This window comes from Methylobacterium sp. A52T (genome assembly GCF_053346095.1).
In genome coordinates, this window is record NZ_JBKFBI010000014.1 from 1 (window position 1) to 15292 (window position 15292).

General features: G+C 71.3%; 14 protein-coding genes and 1 pseudogene. 7 read left to right on the forward strand and 8 right to left on the reverse strand.

All coding sequences use genetic code 11. The features are described from left to right. The 6 genes from ACLBYE_RS05585 to ACLBYE_RS05610 all read right to left on the reverse strand — a co-directional run. Nucleotides 1-778 (reverse strand): urease accessory protein UreF (locus ACLBYE_RS05585; RefSeq protein ID WP_447693382.1); only part of this gene is annotated, 778 nt, incomplete at its 3' end. Further along, nucleotides 726-1244 (reverse strand): urease accessory protein UreE, encoded by a 519-nt coding sequence (locus tag ACLBYE_RS05590; RefSeq protein WP_447693383.1) that lies wholly within the window; start codon nucleotides 1242-1244, stop codon nucleotides 726-728. The genes ACLBYE_RS05585 and ACLBYE_RS05590, both read right to left, overlap by 53 nt. A 33-nt stretch (nucleotides 1245-1277) precedes the next feature. Continuing rightward, a complete protein-coding gene (locus ACLBYE_RS05595; RefSeq protein ID WP_331317903.1) occupies nucleotides 1278-1757 on the reverse strand; it encodes a DUF29 domain-containing protein in 480 nt (159 codons plus the stop codon). Nucleotides 1758-1789: 32 nt separating this feature from the next. Next, the gene (gene ureC, locus ACLBYE_RS05600) at nucleotides 1790-3517 is read right to left on the reverse strand and encodes an urease subunit alpha (protein WP_447693384.1); all 1728 of its coding nucleotides are present in this window, start codon (nucleotides 3515-3517) and stop codon (nucleotides 1790-1792) included. 2 nt (nucleotides 3518-3519) lie between these two features. Next, the gene (locus tag ACLBYE_RS05605) at nucleotides 3520-4140 is read right to left on the reverse strand and encodes an urease subunit gamma (RefSeq protein WP_447693385.1); all 621 of its coding nucleotides are present in this window, start codon (nucleotides 4138-4140) and stop codon (nucleotides 3520-3522) included. 123 nt (nucleotides 4141-4263) lie between these two features. Continuing rightward, nucleotides 4264-5277, reverse strand: a complete 1014-nt coding sequence (locus ACLBYE_RS05610) for a LysR family transcriptional regulator (RefSeq protein ID WP_447693386.1) — start codon at nucleotides 5275-5277, stop codon at nucleotides 4264-4266. A gap of 97 nt (nucleotides 5278-5374) precedes the next feature. Here ACLBYE_RS05610 and ACLBYE_RS05615 point away from each other — a divergent pair, with 97 nt between their 5' ends. Genes ACLBYE_RS05615 through ACLBYE_RS05625 form a run of 3 tightly spaced genes read left to right on the forward strand, consistent with a single transcriptional unit; the run spans nucleotide 5375 to nucleotide 7447 of the window. Beyond that, a complete protein-coding gene (locus tag ACLBYE_RS05615; protein WP_447693387.1) occupies nucleotides 5375-6628 on the forward strand; it encodes a GNAT family N-acetyltransferase in 1254 nt (417 codons plus the stop codon). Then, nucleotides 6625-7239 (forward strand): cysteine hydrolase, encoded by a 615-nt coding sequence (locus tag ACLBYE_RS05620; RefSeq protein ID WP_447693388.1) that lies wholly within the window; start codon nucleotides 6625-6627, stop codon nucleotides 7237-7239. The genes ACLBYE_RS05615 and ACLBYE_RS05620 overlap by 4 nt, the downstream gene beginning before the upstream one ends. Continuing rightward, a complete protein-coding gene (locus ACLBYE_RS05625) occupies nucleotides 7232-7447 on the forward strand; it encodes a hypothetical protein (RefSeq protein ID WP_447693389.1) in 216 nt (71 codons plus the stop codon). Before ACLBYE_RS05620 ends, ACLBYE_RS05625 begins: the two co-directional genes overlap by 8 nt. Here the strand turns inward: ACLBYE_RS05625 and ACLBYE_RS05630 are convergent, their stop codons facing one another. Both ACLBYE_RS05630 and ACLBYE_RS05635 read right to left on the reverse strand, forming a co-directional pair. Then, complete coding sequence (locus tag ACLBYE_RS05630) at nucleotides 7448-7627, reverse strand: hypothetical protein (RefSeq protein ID WP_447693390.1); 180 nt, start codon at nucleotides 7625-7627, stop codon at nucleotides 7448-7450. 447 nt (nucleotides 7628-8074) lie between these two features. Continuing rightward, the gene (locus tag ACLBYE_RS05635; protein WP_042673504.1) at nucleotides 8075-8302 is read right to left on the reverse strand and encodes a hypothetical protein; all 228 of its coding nucleotides are present in this window, start codon (nucleotides 8300-8302) and stop codon (nucleotides 8075-8077) included. 255 nt (nucleotides 8303-8557) lie between these two features. Between ACLBYE_RS05635 and ACLBYE_RS05640 the strand changes: the two genes are divergently transcribed. The 4 genes and pseudogenes from ACLBYE_RS05640 to ACLBYE_RS05655 all read left to right on the forward strand — a co-directional run bounded on the left by ACLBYE_RS05640 (nucleotide 8558) and on the right by ACLBYE_RS05655 (nucleotide 15282). After that, complete coding sequence (locus ACLBYE_RS05640) at nucleotides 8558-9811, forward strand: efflux RND transporter periplasmic adaptor subunit (protein WP_447693391.1); 1254 nt, start codon at nucleotides 8558-8560, stop codon at nucleotides 9809-9811. A 49-nt stretch (nucleotides 9812-9860) separates the two neighbouring features. Next, nucleotides 9861-13025: an efflux RND transporter permease subunit gene (locus tag ACLBYE_RS05645; protein ID WP_447693392.1), complete on the forward strand. Its 3165-nt coding sequence runs from the start codon at nucleotides 9861-9863 to the stop codon at nucleotides 13023-13025. A 236-nt stretch (nucleotides 13026-13261) separates the two neighbouring features. Beyond that, on the forward strand, nucleotides 13262-14407 hold the full coding sequence (locus ACLBYE_RS05650) for a CaiB/BaiF CoA transferase family protein (protein ID WP_447693393.1): 1146 nt from the start codon (nucleotides 13262-13264) through the stop codon (nucleotides 14405-14407). A gap of 34 nt (nucleotides 14408-14441) precedes the next feature. Then, a pseudogene (locus ACLBYE_RS05655) lies at nucleotides 14442-15282 on the forward strand (SDR family oxidoreductase). Nucleotides 15283-15292: the final 10 nt, after the last annotated feature.

Consider the following 15292-nt stretch of genomic DNA (forward strand, 5'->3'; position numbering starts at 1 on the left):
TAGCGGCGCATGCTGAGTGAGGACGTGCACGACCGCGACGGGTCTCGCGCGGACGAGACGGTGGCGGACCGGGGCCACGGCGGCGCGCGTCGCGCCGCGACCGGACCGGCGAAGAAGCCCTCGGGCGCGGCCGGCCTGGTCCTCCTGCTGCTCGCCGTCGCGGGCGGGGGGGGCGCGGGGGGGGGGCCCCACCCCCCCGCGGGCGGGCGCCCGGCCCCGGGGGCGGGGCGGGGGGGGCCGCGGAGACGAGGTTCTGGAGGAAGGCGAGGCCGTAGGAGGCGAGCACGGGCCCCGGATCCATGCCGTGCGCGCCGGACGCGAGGCCGACCGCGACCGGGTAGGCGACCGGCCCCGGCAGATTGCTGGCCAGGGCGTCGAGGGCGTCGCACGGCCACGCGCCGCGCGTCGCGTCGAGGAAGCTGCGGCCCTGCTGGCTCGTCTCCAGGTGCAGCTCGCGCGACGGCGCCAGGGCCAGGGCGAGGTCGTTGACGGCGACCAGCGCGGCGCCGTCCGCGGACAGCGCCGCCGCGTGGGCTTGGGCCGCCAGGATCAGGTCGTTGCGCAGGGCACCGCGCTCGCAGACGTCCCGGAGCCACGCGGTCAGGCTGGCCTCGTCGCGGACGTCGCCCGCTTCGACCGCCCATTCGAGCCCGTGCGAGTAGGCGTAGGCCCCGACCGGGTAGCCGGGCGACAGCCACGCCATCAGGCGCAGCGCCTCCAGGGCGTCAGCCCGCGGCATGGTGGTGCTGGTGGCCGCCATGCGGGTGGTCGTGGTCATGCCCGTGATGGTGCCCGTGGTCGTGCCCGTGGCCGCCGGAATAGGCGCCGCCCTCGGGCCGGAACGGGCGCACCACCGGCTCGGCGGTGCCGCCGAGGCCCCGGACCATCTCGGCGAGGACGTGGTCGTGCGCGATCCAGACCGCGTCCGGGCCGATCTCGGCGGCGATGTGCCGGTTGCCGATGTGCCAGATCAGGCGCTTGAGGGCGTGATCGCCGGCGGCCCGGATCTCGAGCAGGCGCTCCGGCGCGGCCTCGACCCAGACGAGGCGTCCGTCCTGCAGGACCAGGGCGTCGCCGTCCTCCAGCACGGTCGGCTCCGGGAGGTCCAGCAGGAAGCTCAGCCCCCCGGCGCCGCGCATGGCGACGCGGCGCCGGTGGCGGTCGCCGTGATCGAGGACGACGCGGTCGATGATCTCGCCGCCCGACAGGGCGTCGCGGCGGAGGATGCGGGTGGCGCGGATCATGGTCGACGGATCGGGCGGGGTTCTCGGGCGCGGTCAGACAACGTCCGTCTCCGGCGCGCCCGGATAGAAGCCGAGTTCACGGATCTGCTCGATCGCGTAGGGACAGGATTTCGGAAAGACGGATCCGGGCAAGCCCGTCTCGCTCGCCGCCCCGAGGACGGCGACGGAATAGGCCTTCGCGAGCACCGCATCCGGCCAGGACTGGAGGCTGGGGCTCACGTCGATCAGGTCATCGATCCGGATGCGCTGCTCGAGGATGGTCGCGCGCCAGCCGTACTTCCGCTTCTGCGGCTGGAACTCCCACTTCAGCAGGTGCAGCAGCAGGATGGCGAGACGGCTCCGGATCTCGGATTTCTGGGATCCGCCCAAGCTCTCGATCTCCTCGGCGACGTTGGCGCTGTCCAGATCCGGCCAGCGCCCGGCCCGGAGCAGGGCTGCCTGCTCCTCGGTCCAGAGGCAGAGATCGGTCGTGTAGAGGTCGTCCCTCGCCGGAAGCTGGGCGATCTTCGTCATCGCGGCTCTCCTGCCACCGGGCCCATCCTATCTCAGAACAGGAAGTAGCGCTGCGCCATCGGCAGCACCTCGGCCGGCTCGCAGACCAGCAGCTCGCCGTCGGCGCGCACGTCGTAGGTCTCCGGATCGACCTCGATGACCGGCGTGGCGTCGTTCAGCACCATGCTCTTCTTCGAGATGCCGCCGCGGACGTTCTCAACGGCGACCAGCTCCTTCTGCACGCCCAGCCGCTCGCGCAGGCCGTCCTCCACCGCCGCCCGCGAGACGAAGGTGAGGGCGGTGGCGAAGGGCGCCCGGCCGTAGGCGCCGAACATCGGCCGGTAATGCACCGGTTGCGGCGTCGGGATCGAGGCGTTCGGGTCGCCCATGGGCGCGGCCGCGATGCTGCCGCCCTTCAGCACGAGGTCGGGCTTCACGCCGAAGAAGGCCGGCGTCCACAGCACGAGGTCGGCGAGCTTGCCGGGCTCCACCGAGCCGATGTGCCGGGAGATGCCGTGCGCGATCGCCGGGTTGATCGTGTACTTGGCGACGTAGCGGCGCGCGCGCAGGTTGTCAGTGCCGGACGCGTCGCCCGGCAGGGCGCCCCGCTGGCGCTTCATCTTGTCGGCGGTCTGCCACGTGCGGATGATGACCTCGCCGACCCGGCCCATCGCCTGGCTGTCGGAGGACATCATCGAGAGCGCGCCGATGTCGTGCAGGATGTCCTCGGCCGCGATGGTCTCGCGCCGGATCCGGCTCTCCGCGAAGGCGAGATCCTCGGGGATCGACGGGTCGAGGTGGTGGCAGACCATGAGCATGTCGAGATGCTCGTCGATCGTGTTCCACGTGTAGGGCCGCGTCGGGTTGGTGGACGACGGCAGCACGTTCGGCAGCCCGGCCACCTTGATGATGTCCGGCGCGTGGCCGCCGCCCGCGCCCTCGGTGTGGAAGGCGTGGATGGTCCGGCCCTTGAAGGCCGCGATCGTGTCCTCGACGAAGCCCGACTCGTTGAGCGTGTCGGTGTGGATCATGACCTGGATGTCGTGGGCGTCCGCCACCGACAGGCAGGTATCGATCGCCGCGGGCGTGGTGCCCCAGTCCTCGTGCAGCTTCAGCGCGCAGGCACCCGCCCGCACCATCTCGACGAGGCTCTCCGGACGGGACGCGTTGCCCTTCCCGGCGAAGGCGAGGTTCATCGGGAAGGAATCCGCCGCCTCGATCATCCGGGCGATGTGCCAGGGGCCCGGTGTGCAGGTGGTGGCGAAGGTGCCGTGCGCCGGGCCGGTGCCGCCGCCGAGCATCGTGGTGACGCCCGAGCAGAGCGCCTCCTCGATCTGCTGCGGGCAGATGAAGTGGATGTGGCTGTCGAAGCCGCCCGCCGTCAGGATCTTGCCCTCGCCGGCGATGACCTCGGTGCCCGGCCCGACCACGATGTCGACCCCGGGCTGCACGTCCGGGTTGCCGGCCTTGCCGAGCCGGAAGATCCGGCCCCGCACGATGCCGACATCGCACTTCACGATGCCCCAGTGGTCGAGGACCACCGCGTTGGTGATCACCGTGTCGACGGCGCCGTCGGCGTTCGTGGCCTGACTCTGGCCCATGCCGTCGCGAATGACCTTGCCGCCGCCGAACTTCACCTCCTCGCCGTAGGTGGTGAAGTCGCGCTCGACCGTGATCTCCAGGCTCGTGTCCGCGAGCCTGATGCGGTCGCCGACGGTCGGGCCGAACATGTCGGCGTAGGCCGAGCGCGGCAGGCTGGCGGGCTTAAGCGTGTTGGCCATGGTCAGAGCTTGCCCATCACGTCGCCGCGGAACCCGTAGACGGTGCGCCCGCCGGAGAGCGGCACCAGCGCCACCTCCCGCGTCGATCCCGGCTCGAACCGCACGGCGGTGCCCGGCGCGATGTCGAGGCGCTTGCCGCGGGCCTGCTCCCGCGGGAACACGAGGCCCGGATTGACCTCGAAGAAGTGATAGTGCGAGCCGACCTGGATCGGCCGGTCCCCGACATTGGCGACCTCGATCACGGTCCGCTCGGCGCCGGGGTTGAACACGATCTCGCCGGGCAGCGTCGTCACCGCGCCGGGGATGTCGGACGAGGCCGCGCCGCGGATCGGGTGATGCACGGTGACGAGCTTCGTGCCGTCCGGGAAGGTCGCCTCCACCTGGATGTCGTGGATCATCTCGGGCACGCCCTCCATGACCTGATCGGAGGTCAGCACGGTGGCGCCGGCCTGCATCAGGTCGGCCACGGTGCGGCCGTCCCGCGCGCCCTCGACCACGAAGTCGGTGATCAGCGCCACCGATTCCGGATGGTTGAGCTTCACGCCGCGGGCGAGGCGGTTGCGCGCCACCTGCGCCGCCATGGCGATGAGCAACTTGTCCTTCTCACGGGGCGTCAGCAGCACGGGCAACCTCGTCGTCGCGGCGGCCGGAGCAAGGATCATGCGCGCGGCGCGGTCAAGGGCGTGCGTCGGCCGTTGCAGGACCCGGACCAGCGGCCGTCGCGGCCCGCCGGGATCAGGGAGGCGTCACGACGTCATGGCGATGAAGCCGGCGAACAGGTCGGGGAGGGCCGCGCCCTTCACGGCACCCGGCAGGTCGCGGGGATGGATGAACTCGTCGCGGAACCAGGGATAGCGCTTCGGATCGAAGGAGGCCCGCAGCCAGTCGATCGTCCGCCGCACGCGGGTGATCCGCTCGGCGTCCGGGTGATAGGTCAGCCAGATGTCGACGCTGAAGCGGCCGAGATTGTCCACCGGGACCACCTGCGCGCCGATCGCGCTGGCATAGGTCGGCAGCAGGCCGATCCCGGCCCCCTTGGCGATGGCCCAGTAATACGCGCTGCTGACGTTGATCTTCAGGGTGATCGGGACCTTCGCGGGGAAGCCCGGCACGCTCCGCACGTAATCCTCGAGGGCGACGGTCTGGCCGCCGTCCTGCACCACGATCCGGTGGCGCTCTAGGTCCTCGGGGCGACCCGGTAGCCCGTAGGTCTCCTCGTAGCTCCGCGCGGCGTACGGCACCATGTGGATCCGGCCGAGCTTGACGATCCGCAAGTCCGGGCTGGTCGGCCGCGTCAGCTGGATGGCGACATCGGCCTCCAGCCGCAGGACGTCGGCGGATTCCATCGCGCAGCGCAGGTCGACGGTCAGGCGCGGGTTGGCGCGCTGGAACTCGACGAGCCGCGGCGCGAGCCAGAAGGCGCCCAGCCCCTCCGTCACGGCGATCCGCACCTCGCCGGTCTCGGCGAAGGGCGCGCCCTCGCCAGTGCGCACGAGGCTGAAGGCGGCCGCCTCCATGCGGCCGGCGGCCTCGAGGATCGCGTGGCCCTCGGCGGTGAGGCGGATGCCGTCGACGTGGCGGGTCAGCAGCGGCGCGCCGATCAGCGCCTCGAGGTCGTCGATCCGGCGCCGCACCGAGTTCACCGACAGGCCGAGCTTCGTGGCCGCCGAGCGGAAGCTGCCGGACCGCTGGAGCGCCAGGAAGACCCGGATGCTCTGCCAGTCGGGCATCGGGTCCCGGATCGCCTCCGCCTGTTCCATCGACGGAACACCCCTGTTTCAAATTTTGCACATACAGCCAGAGCGCTAGATGCGTAGTGCTTAACCGTCAATCCGTACCCGAATGACAGGTCATCCGATGACGGTGCACATTGCTCGCGCGCAGTTCGTCGCCAAGGACGCCGATCAACTCGGTACAGCGCTAGTCTCTCCCGAGCCGCGGCACGCGCTGAATGCGCTCGAGGTCGGCCGAATTGCCCGCCACCTCGTCATCTTCACGCCGACCCCGGACGATCTGGCGCGGCTGATCGCGGCGGCGCGCGCGGATCTGCCCGATCTCGCGCCCCTGCGCACCGTCCAGCGGGTGATGTCGATCAATCCCGACAGCGTCCTGGCGATCGCCCAGCGCCACCGGTTCGACGCCGCGGATCCGCGGGGCGAGGGGTTCGTGGCCTGCCTGATGCTGAACGCCGACGGCATGGCGGCGCTCAAGGCCGGGACGCTCGACGCGTCCGACCCGCCCGCCGCGATGCTGGCCGGCCAGCACGAACGCCCGGCCGGGATCTACGTCTGGGCCGTCTACGCGCGGCGGCGCCTCTCCGGCGGCGTCGGTCTCGTGTTCGACCGCCTGTCGAGCCCGACCTACCGGGGCGTCGACTTCTACGCCCGCGCCGCCACCCCCGAGGGCGCCGACCTCCTGACGACCCTCGGCTTCACGGCGCAGACCTCCGCCCGCGGGCCCCTGTACCATTTCGCCCGCGGGCCGAAGGCGGAGCCGGCGCCCCCGTACGACACCCACCGGTCCGGCGGGACCGGCATCAGCGTCGCGGTCGCGCGGAGCATGGAGGACCTGTCCCGCGTGATCGCCCTGCGCGCCGCCGTCTACATGGCGGAGCAGGCCTGCCCGTACGAGGAGGAGTTCGACGGCAACGACCTCTCGGCGACGCACCTGATCGGCTACGTCGGCGACGAGCCGGCGGGCTGCCTGCGCATCCGGTTCTTCGCGGATTTCGCCAAGATCGAGCGCCTCGCGGTCCGGGCCGAGTTCCGCAACACGCGGCTGTCCTTCGCGCTGGTCCGCGCCGGGATCGAGCTGGCCCGGGTCAAGGGCTACCGGCGCCTCTACGGCCACGCCCAGAAGCGCCTCGTCGGCTTCTGGAGCCGCTTCGGCTTCCGCGTCTTCGAGGGCGCGCAGGAGCTGGTCTTCTCGGATTTCGACTACGTCGAGATGCTGATGGAGGCGGAGCCGCACCCGCAGGCGATCGGCCTCGGCGCCGACCCCTACGTCATCATCCGGCCGGAGGGCCGCTGGCACCGGGCGGGCGCCCTCGACCGCTCGCGGAGCCGCGCCGTGACCCGCCCGTCCGTCGACCGGGCGGTCGCCGCGCGATGAACCGGCCGATCAACCCGGCGCTGTATCGCCGGCCGCGCAGCGTCCCCGCCCTGGTGCTGGTGGACATGCAGCAGGAATACGAGATCGCGGGCCGCCCGCTCGCCCTGGCGGGGATCGAGCCCGCGCTCTCCAACTGCCGGCGCGCCCTCGCGCATGCCCGCGCGAGCGGCATGCAGGTCGTCTACGTCCGCTGGATCGGCGCGCCGCTGTTCCAGGCGGGAAGCCGGTTCGTCCGCTGGATCGAGGGGTTCGAGCCGCACGGCTGCGACATGATCTTCGACCGGGACCGCCCGTCCTGCTACGCCAGCCCCGCCTTCGCGGACGCGATGGAGCGGGGATCGCCGCCGCTCGTCATCGCGGGCTTCGCCGGCGAGTCGTCCTGCCTCGCGACGGCGGTCGACGGCTTCCACCGCGGCCAGGACGTGACCTTCCTGTCCGACGCCTCCGCGAGTCACGACCTCGACGGCATCTCCGCCGACGTGATCCACCGCTCGGTGAGCGCGGTGATGCGGGTGTTCGGCGACGTCACCGACACGCAATCCTGGATCGCGGCCTCGGCGCCGTTCGCGCCCAGGCCCGCAGCATCGAGACCCACGCACGCCAATGACTGACCGAAGCCAGAATCACGGGATTCCGGACGGGGTCCCGGCCGGCGACGACGACGTGGACCTGCGCCTCGGCCGGTACGCGATCGAGCTGCTGCAGGCGGCGCGCGAGGCCGGCGAGCCGACGCTGATCGCGCAGGCCGAGGCCATGGCGATGGCGGTCGGCTTCGTGCTGGCGAGCCGGCTGCCGGGCGGCGTGCCGGAGACCGCGTGATCAGTCGGCGGCGTCCTCGCCGCCGATGAGGCGCATGGCGCGCAGGCGCGCGGTCCGCTCATCCTGGGCGCGCCGGTCCGCGGCGAGCGCCCGCCAGAGCACGACGAGCTCATCCTCGAGAGGCGTATCGACGGTTTCGTCGGTATCGCGCGCGATATTGGCGTGATCGAAGGCGTCCATGTTCGAGGTTCCGCGCCTTGAGGTGCGGTCCGCTAACAGGACAGGATCGCGATCGTCCAGCCCGAAAGTTGGGCAGATCCTGTACAAGCCGACGGGATCGTCACGCGCGGCGCAATCCATCGCCGGCAAACCGAACACCGGATCGTAGATCGGCGAGGATAAGGTGGCTGACGGCGGTCGATCGACCGGGACGATGATCCTGTTCGACCGAGTTGCATCAGCAGCCGCTATATCGGCGCGTGCCGGGACATGAATTAAATAATCTATTGACGATAACCGATGAATGCGCGACCGGCGACGCGGCCCGTCGCCTCGAACAGTGTCCGCCCAGGCCCGCGCACGCCGCGAGCCTCAGAAACATCTCGGACACCGAACTGTGACAATCCCGATCGGTATCGGCCAGGGCCCGGGCGCCGCACGGGTGCTTCCGATCGGACCGCGAGCACCTCAGGCCCGGGATCGCGTCAGCGCGGCGATGATGGATTCGACCACCACGATCTGCTCCTGCACGGCGACCAGCCGCGGCCCGGCATCCGCGCCGTCGCCCAGCACGAAGGTGCCCTTCTGCCGCCGCGCGTCGCGCAGCTTGCGCACCGACGCGACGATGACCTGCCGCTCCTCGATCAGCGCGTCGCGCAGTTCGTTCAGGCCGTCCAGTTCCAGGGTCGAGGCCATGCGGCGTCCCGGTCTCACATCCTCGGCGCGGCGTCGGCGGCCATCCCGCGCGGGCATGCCGGGCGCCTGTGGTCCGCGCGGAGCGTCCGGCGGCGCGGCGCGGCCCAGTCACGGCGGCGGTAGCACGCTTTCCGCTCACGGAACATTGCCGCGAGCCGGGGAGCGTCGCGATGTCGGGCGCGGCCATTGTATGCTATTGAATGCAAAATTATCCCGGGCCGCGGAGCGGTCGGATCAACGGGCGGATAGCGGCGCATGCTGAGTGAGGACGTGCACGACCGCGACGGGTCTCGCGCGGACGAGACGGTGGCGGACCGGGGCCACGGCGACGCGCGTCGCGCCGCGACCGGACCGGCGAAGAAGCGCTCGGGCGCGGCCGGCCTGATCCTCCTGCTGCTCGCCGTCGCGGGCGGCGGCGCCTACGGCTACACGCGCCTGAACCAGCCCGCGGTGAAGTCCAGGGCGGCGGCCCCGCTGCCGGTGCCCGTCACCCTCGGAACGGTCGAGCAGGGGCCGTTCGCCCTCGTGTCGAACGGCCTCGGCACCGTCCAGGCGTACAACACCGTCCAGGTGCGCACGCGCGTCGACGGCGAGATCCAGCAGGTCGCGTTCCGCGAGGGGCAGACCGTCCGCAAGGGCGACGTGCTGGTGCAGATCGACCCGCGGCCCTACCAGGCAGCGCTGGATCAGGCGAAGGCCAAGAAGGAGCAGGACACGGCCAACCTCGGCAACGCGAAGGCGGACCTCGTCCGCTACACCGGGCTGGGCGCCTTCGCCTCCCGGCAGCAGACCGAGACGCAGACGGCCCTGGTCGCGCAGCTCACCGCGCAGGTGGCGTCGGACCAGGCGGCGATCGACAACGCCACGACGCAGCTCGGCTACGCCACGATCCGCGCGCCCATCGACGGCGTCACGGGCTTCCGGCAGGTCGATATCGGCAACATCGTCAACGCGGCCGGCCAGACCCCGATCGTGACGATCACCCAGGTCGAGCCGATCTTCGTGGTGTTCACGGCCCCGGAGGATCAGCTGCCCGCCATCACCGCGGCCCTCAAGGCCGGTGACGTGCCGGTGGAGGCCTGGACGTCGGACGGGCTGACCAAGCTCGCCGACGGCAAGCTCGCCCTGTTCAACAACCAGGTCGACACCGCGACCGGCACGATCCGCCTCAAGGCCGTCTACGAGAACAGGAACCACGCGCTGTGGCCGGGCCTGTCGGTCTCCACCAAGATGCGGGTCGGCACGGTCGCGGTCGCCACGACGGTGCCGGACGACGCGATCCAGCACGGGCCCGACGGGCTGTTCGCCTTCGTGGTGGACGATGCCAGCCGGGCGCATCAGCGCGCGCTGAAGGCGGGCCGCTCGGATTCGGGACGGACGCGCGTTCTCAGCGGCGACCTCCGGCCCGGCGAGCGGGTGATCGTCGCCGGCCAGTACAAGGTGCAGGACGGCAGCCTCGTGGCCGATCCGCACGCGGCCCACACCGCGCAGGCGGAGGCGGTCCAGTGACGCCCGCGGCACGCCTCACGGCGGGCGCGGCCCCGCGCGGGGCCCGGCCATGAAGGGCGGCATCTCGGCGCCGTTCATCCGGTTCCCGGTGGCGACCACGCTGATCATGGTCGGCATCCTGTTCCTCGGGATCGTGGCCTACCCGCTGCTGGGCGTCGCGCCGCTGCCGCAGGTGGATTTCCCGACGATCCAGGTGACCGCGCAGCTGCCCGGTGCCAGCCCGGAGACGATGGCCTCGTCGGTGGCGCAGCCCCTGGAGCGGCAGTTCTCGCAGATCCCGGGCGTGTCGCAGATGACCTCGACGAGTTCCCTCGGGATCTCGACGGTCACGGTCCAGTTCGACCTCAACCGCAACATCGACGGCGCGGCGAGCGACATCCAGGCGGCGATCAACGCCGCCAGCGGCCAGCTCCCGAAGAACCTCCCGACCCCGCCGACCTACCGCAAGGTCAACCCGGCCGATTCGCCGATCCTGCTGCTCTCGGCCACCTCCGACAGCATGCCGCTGATCGACGTCGACGACGCCGTCGACGTCCAGCTCGCCCAGCGGATCAGCCAGATCTCGGGCGTCGCCCAGGTCTTCATCGGCGGCCAGCAGAAGCCCGCCGTGCGGATCCAGATCGACCCGGCCAAGCTCGTGGCCAAGGGCCTGTCGCTGGAGGACGTGCGCGCGCAGCTCACCCTCACCACGGTCAACAACCCGAAGGGCAGCATCGACGGCGGCAGCCACAGCTACACCATCTACGCCAACGACCAGCTCACCGCGGCCCACAACTGGAACGACGTCATCGTCGCCTATCGCGACGGCGCGCCGCTGCGCGTCCGCGACATCGGACAGGCGGTCGCCGGCCCCGAGGACACCAAGCAGGCCGGCTGGACCAACGGCAAGCGCGGCATCTTCCTGGTCGTGTTCAAGCAGCCCGGCGCCAACGTCATCGACACGGTCGACAGCATCAAGGCCCAGCTGCCCCGCCTGACCGCCACACTGCCGGCCGCCATCAAGGTCGGCATCCTGAGCGACCGCACGCAGACCATCCGCGCCTCGGTCGAGGACGTGCAGTTCACCCTGCTGCTGACGATCGCGCTGGTCGTCGGGGTGATCTTCGTCTTCCTGCGCAGCTTCTGGGCGACCGTGATCCCGAGCGTGACCGTGCCGCTCGCGCTGCTCGGCGCCTGCGCGCTGATGTGGATGGCGGGCTACACCCTCGACAACCTCTCGCTGATGGCGCTCACCATCTCGGTCGGCTTCGTGGTCGACGACGCCATCGTCGTGCTGGAGAACATCAGCCGCTACGTCGAGGAGGGGATGCGGCCCATGGAGGCCGCCTTCAAGGGCGCGGGCGAGATCGGCTTCACCATCGTGTCGATCTCGGTGTCGCTGATCGCCGTGCTGATCCCGCTCCTGCTGATGGGCGGCATCATCGGAAGGCTGTTCCGCGAGTTCGCCGTGGTGCTGTCGATGACCATCGCGGTCTCGGCCTTCGTGTCTCTGACGCTGACCCCGATGATGGCCTCGCGGCTGCTGAAGGCCCACGACGCCGAGCGCCACGGCCGCCTCTACCGGATGAGCGAGGCCGCCTTCGACTGGCTGCTGGCGGTCTACGCCGACGCCCTCGACGTCGCGCTGCGCTTCCGCCGCGTCACGCTGCTGGTCTTCTTCGCCACGCTGGCGCTGACCGGCTACCTGTTCGTGGCGATCCCGAAGGGCTTCTTCCCGCAGCAGGACACCGGTTTCATGATCGGCGTCACCGAGGCGTCGCAGGACATCTCCTTCTCGGCGATGAAGGCGCTGCAGGAGAAGGTCGGCGCGATCGTCCAGGCCGACCCCGCGGTCGCCACCGTCGGCATGTCGCTCGGCGGCAACGGGCAGGCGCTCAATTCCGGGCGCATGTACATCACGCTCAAGCCCCGCGACGAGCGCGACGTCAACGCCTTCCAGGTGATCGGCCGGCTGCGCCCCAAGCTGGAGCGCGTCGAGGGCATCCGGACCTTCATCCAGGCGACCCAGGACGTGCGCACCGGCGGCCGCACCTCGCGGACGCAGTTCGAGTACACCCTCCAGGACCCGGACCTCGCCGAGCTGAACACCTGGGCGCCGCGCATCCTCGACAAGATGAAGACGCTGCCGGAGCTGCGCGACGTCGCGACCGACCAGCAGACCCGCGGCACGACGCTGACGCTGTCGATCGACCGCGACGCCGCCTCGCGCTACGGCATCACGCCCCAGCTCATCGACGACACGCTCTACGACGCGTTCGGCCAGCGCCAGATCGCGCAGTACTTCACGCAGCTCAACAGCTACCACGTCGTGCTGGAGGTTCTGCCGGCGCTGCAGGGCAGCGTCGAGAGCCTCGACAAGATCTACATCAAGGCGCCGATCGGCGGCGGGCAGGTGCCGCTCGCGGCCTTCGCCCGCTGGACGACGGTTCCGGTGGCGCCGCTGGCCGTGAATCACCAGGGGCAGTTCCCGGCGGTGACGATCAGCTTCAACCTCGCCCCCGACGTCGCCCTCGGGCAGGCCACGGAGGCGATCGGCCGGGCGATGCGGGAGCTGCAGGTCCCGCCGACTGTGGTGAGCGGCTTCCAGGGCACCGCCCAGGCCTTCCAGCAATCACTCTCGACGGTGCCGCTGCTGATCCTGGCGGCCCTGTTCGTGGTCTACCTGATCCTCGGCATCCTCTACGAGAGCTTCATCCACCCGATCACCATCCTGTCGACGCTGCCCTCGGCCGGCGTCGGCGCCCTGGCGGTGCTGATGTGGGCGGGGTTCGACTTCAGCCTGATCGCGCTGATCGGCATCATCCTCCTCATCGGCATCGTGAAAAAGAACGGCATCATGCTGGTCGACTTCGCCATCGTCGCCGAGCGGGAGGAGGGTCTCTCGCCCGAGGTCGCGATCCGGAAGGCCGCGCTGCTGCGCTTCCGGCCGATCCTCATGACCACGATGGCGGCGCTGCTCGGCGGCATCCCGCTGATGGTCGCCACCGGGACCGGCTCGGAGATCCGGCAGCCCTTGGGCTACGCCATGGTGGGCGGCCTCGCGGTCAGCCAGGTGCTGACGCTGTTCACCACGCCGGTGATCTACATCTACCTCGACCGCTTGGCGCACCGCTTCTCGTTCCGGGACAAGCCGCGGGCGGTGGACGCGGCGCTCGAGGACCCCGAGCCGGTGGAGGAGGTTCGCGGGCCGCCGGCGCTGCGCGCGGCGGAGTGAGGCCGACCGCCGTCTCTGCGAGCGGAGCGAAGCGATCCAGGGCAGCGCGCCGTCGGCGCGCGTGGCGCATCTGGATCGCTTCGCTCCGCGCGCAGAGACGCTGAGCGTCGCGGAAGAGGCGTCCCGAAGCCAATGGCCGGGCAGCCCTGTCACCGCGGCCCGCTTGGCGGGGCTTCTCGCCGTTCCAGTTCATGCGGCGCCGGCCCTCTGAGACCGCGGGACGCTGAAGGATGCGGATGAGCCAGAACCTGCCGCTGCGAGGGCTGACCGTGCTCGCCCTGGAGCAGGCCGTCGCCGCGCCGTACTGCACCTCGCGGCTCGCCGATGCCGGGGCCCGGGTCATCAAGATCGAGCGGCCGGAGGGTGATTTCGCCCGCGGCTACGACGCGGCGGTCAACGGGCTGGCGAGCTACTTCGTCTGGCTCAACCGCGGCAAGGAGAGCCTCGTCGCCGACATCAAGGATCCGGCCGATGCCCGCCTGCTGCACGCGATCCTCGCGGAGGCCGACGTGTTCGTCCAGAACCTCGCCCCCGGCGCGGCGGCCCGGGCGGGCTTCGGTTCGGCGGAGCTGCGCGCGCGCTACCCCCGGCTGATCACCGTCGACATCTCCGGCTACGGCGCCGGCAACGCCTACAGCGACATGAAGGCCTACGACCTGCTGGTCCAGGCCGAGAGCGGCCTCGCCGGGATCACCGGCCACCCGGCCGGGCCCGGCCGCGTCGGCGTCTCCGTCTGCGACGTCGCCTGCGGGATGGACGCCCACGCCGCGGTCCTCGAGGCCCTGATCGCCCGCGGGATCACCGGGCGGGGCTGCGCCCTGGAGGTCAGCCTGTTCAGCGGCGCGGCCGACTGGATGAACGTCCCGCTGCTCTACTTCGAGGGGACCGGCAAGGCGCCCCAGCGGGTCGGCCTCGCGCACCCGTCGATCTGTCCCTACGGCGCCTTCCCCACGGCCGACGGCAGCCTCGTGCTGATCTCGATCCAGAACGAGCGCGAATGGGCGAATTTCTGCGCCGGCGTGCTCGGCGAGCCGGAGCTCGCCCGGGCCGAGGGCTTCGCGTCCAACAACGCCCGCGTGGCCAACCGCGCCGCGGTCGACCTGCGCATCGGCGCCGCGCTGGTGCGGCTGAGCCGCGACGCGGCCGCCGCCCGGCTGAAGGCGGCGGGCACCGCCTACGGTTTCGTCAACACCCTGGCGGACCTCGCCACGCACCCCGCGCTGATCCGCGCGGAGGTCCGGACGCCTTCGGGGCCGGCCCGGATCGTGGCGCCGCCGGTGCTGATCGACGGCGCGGTCCGCGCCCTCGGGCCGGTCCCGGCGATCGACGAGCACGGGGCGCGGATCCGCGAGGAATTCGCGCGCCGGGCTCGAGGACGGTGATCTGACAGCACATCGGAATGGGCGGGAGGAGACCATGAGACTGGACGGCAAGATCGCGCTCGTGACGGGGGCCGGCAGCGGCTTCGGGGCCGGGATCGCCCAGCGCTTCGCCGCGGAGGGCGCCAGGGTGGCCTGCGTCGACATCGACGGCGCGGCGGCCGGGCGCGTCGCGGCGGGGCTCGGCGGGAACGCCCTCGCGATCGCCGCTGGTGGCGGGGTGGCCGGGCGCGGACCCGGCGGGGGGGCGGGCCGGGGCGCGGGGGGCGGCGCTCGGCGAGAACGCCATCGCGATCGCCGCTGATGTCGGGCTGGCCGCCGACGTCGCCGCCAGCGTCGCCGAGACGCGGCAGCGCTTCGGCGTGCCGAGCATTCTCGTCAACAACGCTGGCACTACCCACCGCAACAAGCCGCTGATGGAGGTGACGGAGGAGGATTTCGACCGGGTCTTCCGGGTCAACGTGAAGTCGATCTTCCACTACATCCGGGAAGTCGCCCCGCTGATGCGCGACGCGGGCGGCGGCGCGATCCTCAACGTCAGCTCGACGGCGGCGCTGCGGCCGCGCCCGGGTCTGACGTGGTACAACGCCTCCAAGGGCGCGGCGAGCCTCGCCTCGAAGTCGCTGGCCCTGGAGCTGGCGCCCTGGAAGATCCGGGTGAACGCCCTCTGCCCGGTCATGGGCGCCACGGGGCTCCTCGAGCACTTCATGGGCGTTCTCGACACGCCCGAGAATCGGGACCGCTTCATCGCCACGATCCCCCTCGGGCGCCTGTCGGAGGCGAGCGACATCGCCGCCGCCGCCCTGTTCCTCGCCTCCGACGAGGCGGCGTTCATCACCGGCGTCGATCTCCCCATCGACGGCGGCCGCACGGCCTGAGGAGCCCCCG

Bases quoted from the DNA above. Each gene is read 5' to 3' on its own strand.
- ACLBYE_RS05590 (WP_447693383.1), bottom strand. From the start codon at position 1,244: ATGATCCGCGCCACCCGCATCCTCCGCCGCGACGCCCTGTCGGGCGGC.
- ACLBYE_RS05595 (WP_331317903.1), bottom strand. From the start codon at position 1,757: ATGACGAAGATCGCCCAGCTTCCGGCGAGGGACGACCTCTACACGACC.
- ureC (WP_447693384.1), bottom strand. From the start codon at position 3,517: ATGGCCAACACGCTTAAGCCCGCCAGCCTGCCGCGCTCGGCCTACGCC.
- ACLBYE_RS05610 (WP_447693386.1), bottom strand. From the start codon at position 5,277: ATGGAACAGGCGGAGGCGATCCGGGACCCGATGCCCGACTGGCAGAGC.
- ACLBYE_RS05615 (WP_447693387.1), top strand. From the start codon at position 5,375: ATGACGGTGCACATTGCTCGCGCGCAGTTCGTCGCCAAGGACGCCGAT.
- ACLBYE_RS05620 (WP_447693388.1), top strand. From the start codon at position 6,625: ATGAACCGGCCGATCAACCCGGCGCTGTATCGCCGGCCGCGCAGCGTC.
- ACLBYE_RS05625 (WP_447693389.1), top strand. From the start codon at position 7,232: ATGACTGACCGAAGCCAGAATCACGGGATTCCGGACGGGGTCCCGGCC.
- ACLBYE_RS05630 (WP_447693390.1), bottom strand. From the start codon at position 7,627: ATGGACGCCTTCGATCACGCCAATATCGCGCGCGATACCGACGAAACC.
- ACLBYE_RS05635 (WP_042673504.1), bottom strand. From the start codon at position 8,302: ATGGCCTCGACCCTGGAACTGGACGGCCTGAACGAACTGCGCGACGCG.
- ACLBYE_RS05640 (WP_447693391.1), top strand. From the start codon at position 8,558: ATGCTGAGTGAGGACGTGCACGACCGCGACGGGTCTCGCGCGGACGAG.
- ACLBYE_RS05645 (WP_447693392.1), top strand. From the start codon at position 9,861: ATGAAGGGCGGCATCTCGGCGCCGTTCATCCGGTTCCCGGTGGCGACC.
- ACLBYE_RS05650 (WP_447693393.1), top strand. From the start codon at position 13,262: ATGAGCCAGAACCTGCCGCTGCGAGGGCTGACCGTGCTCGCCCTGGAG.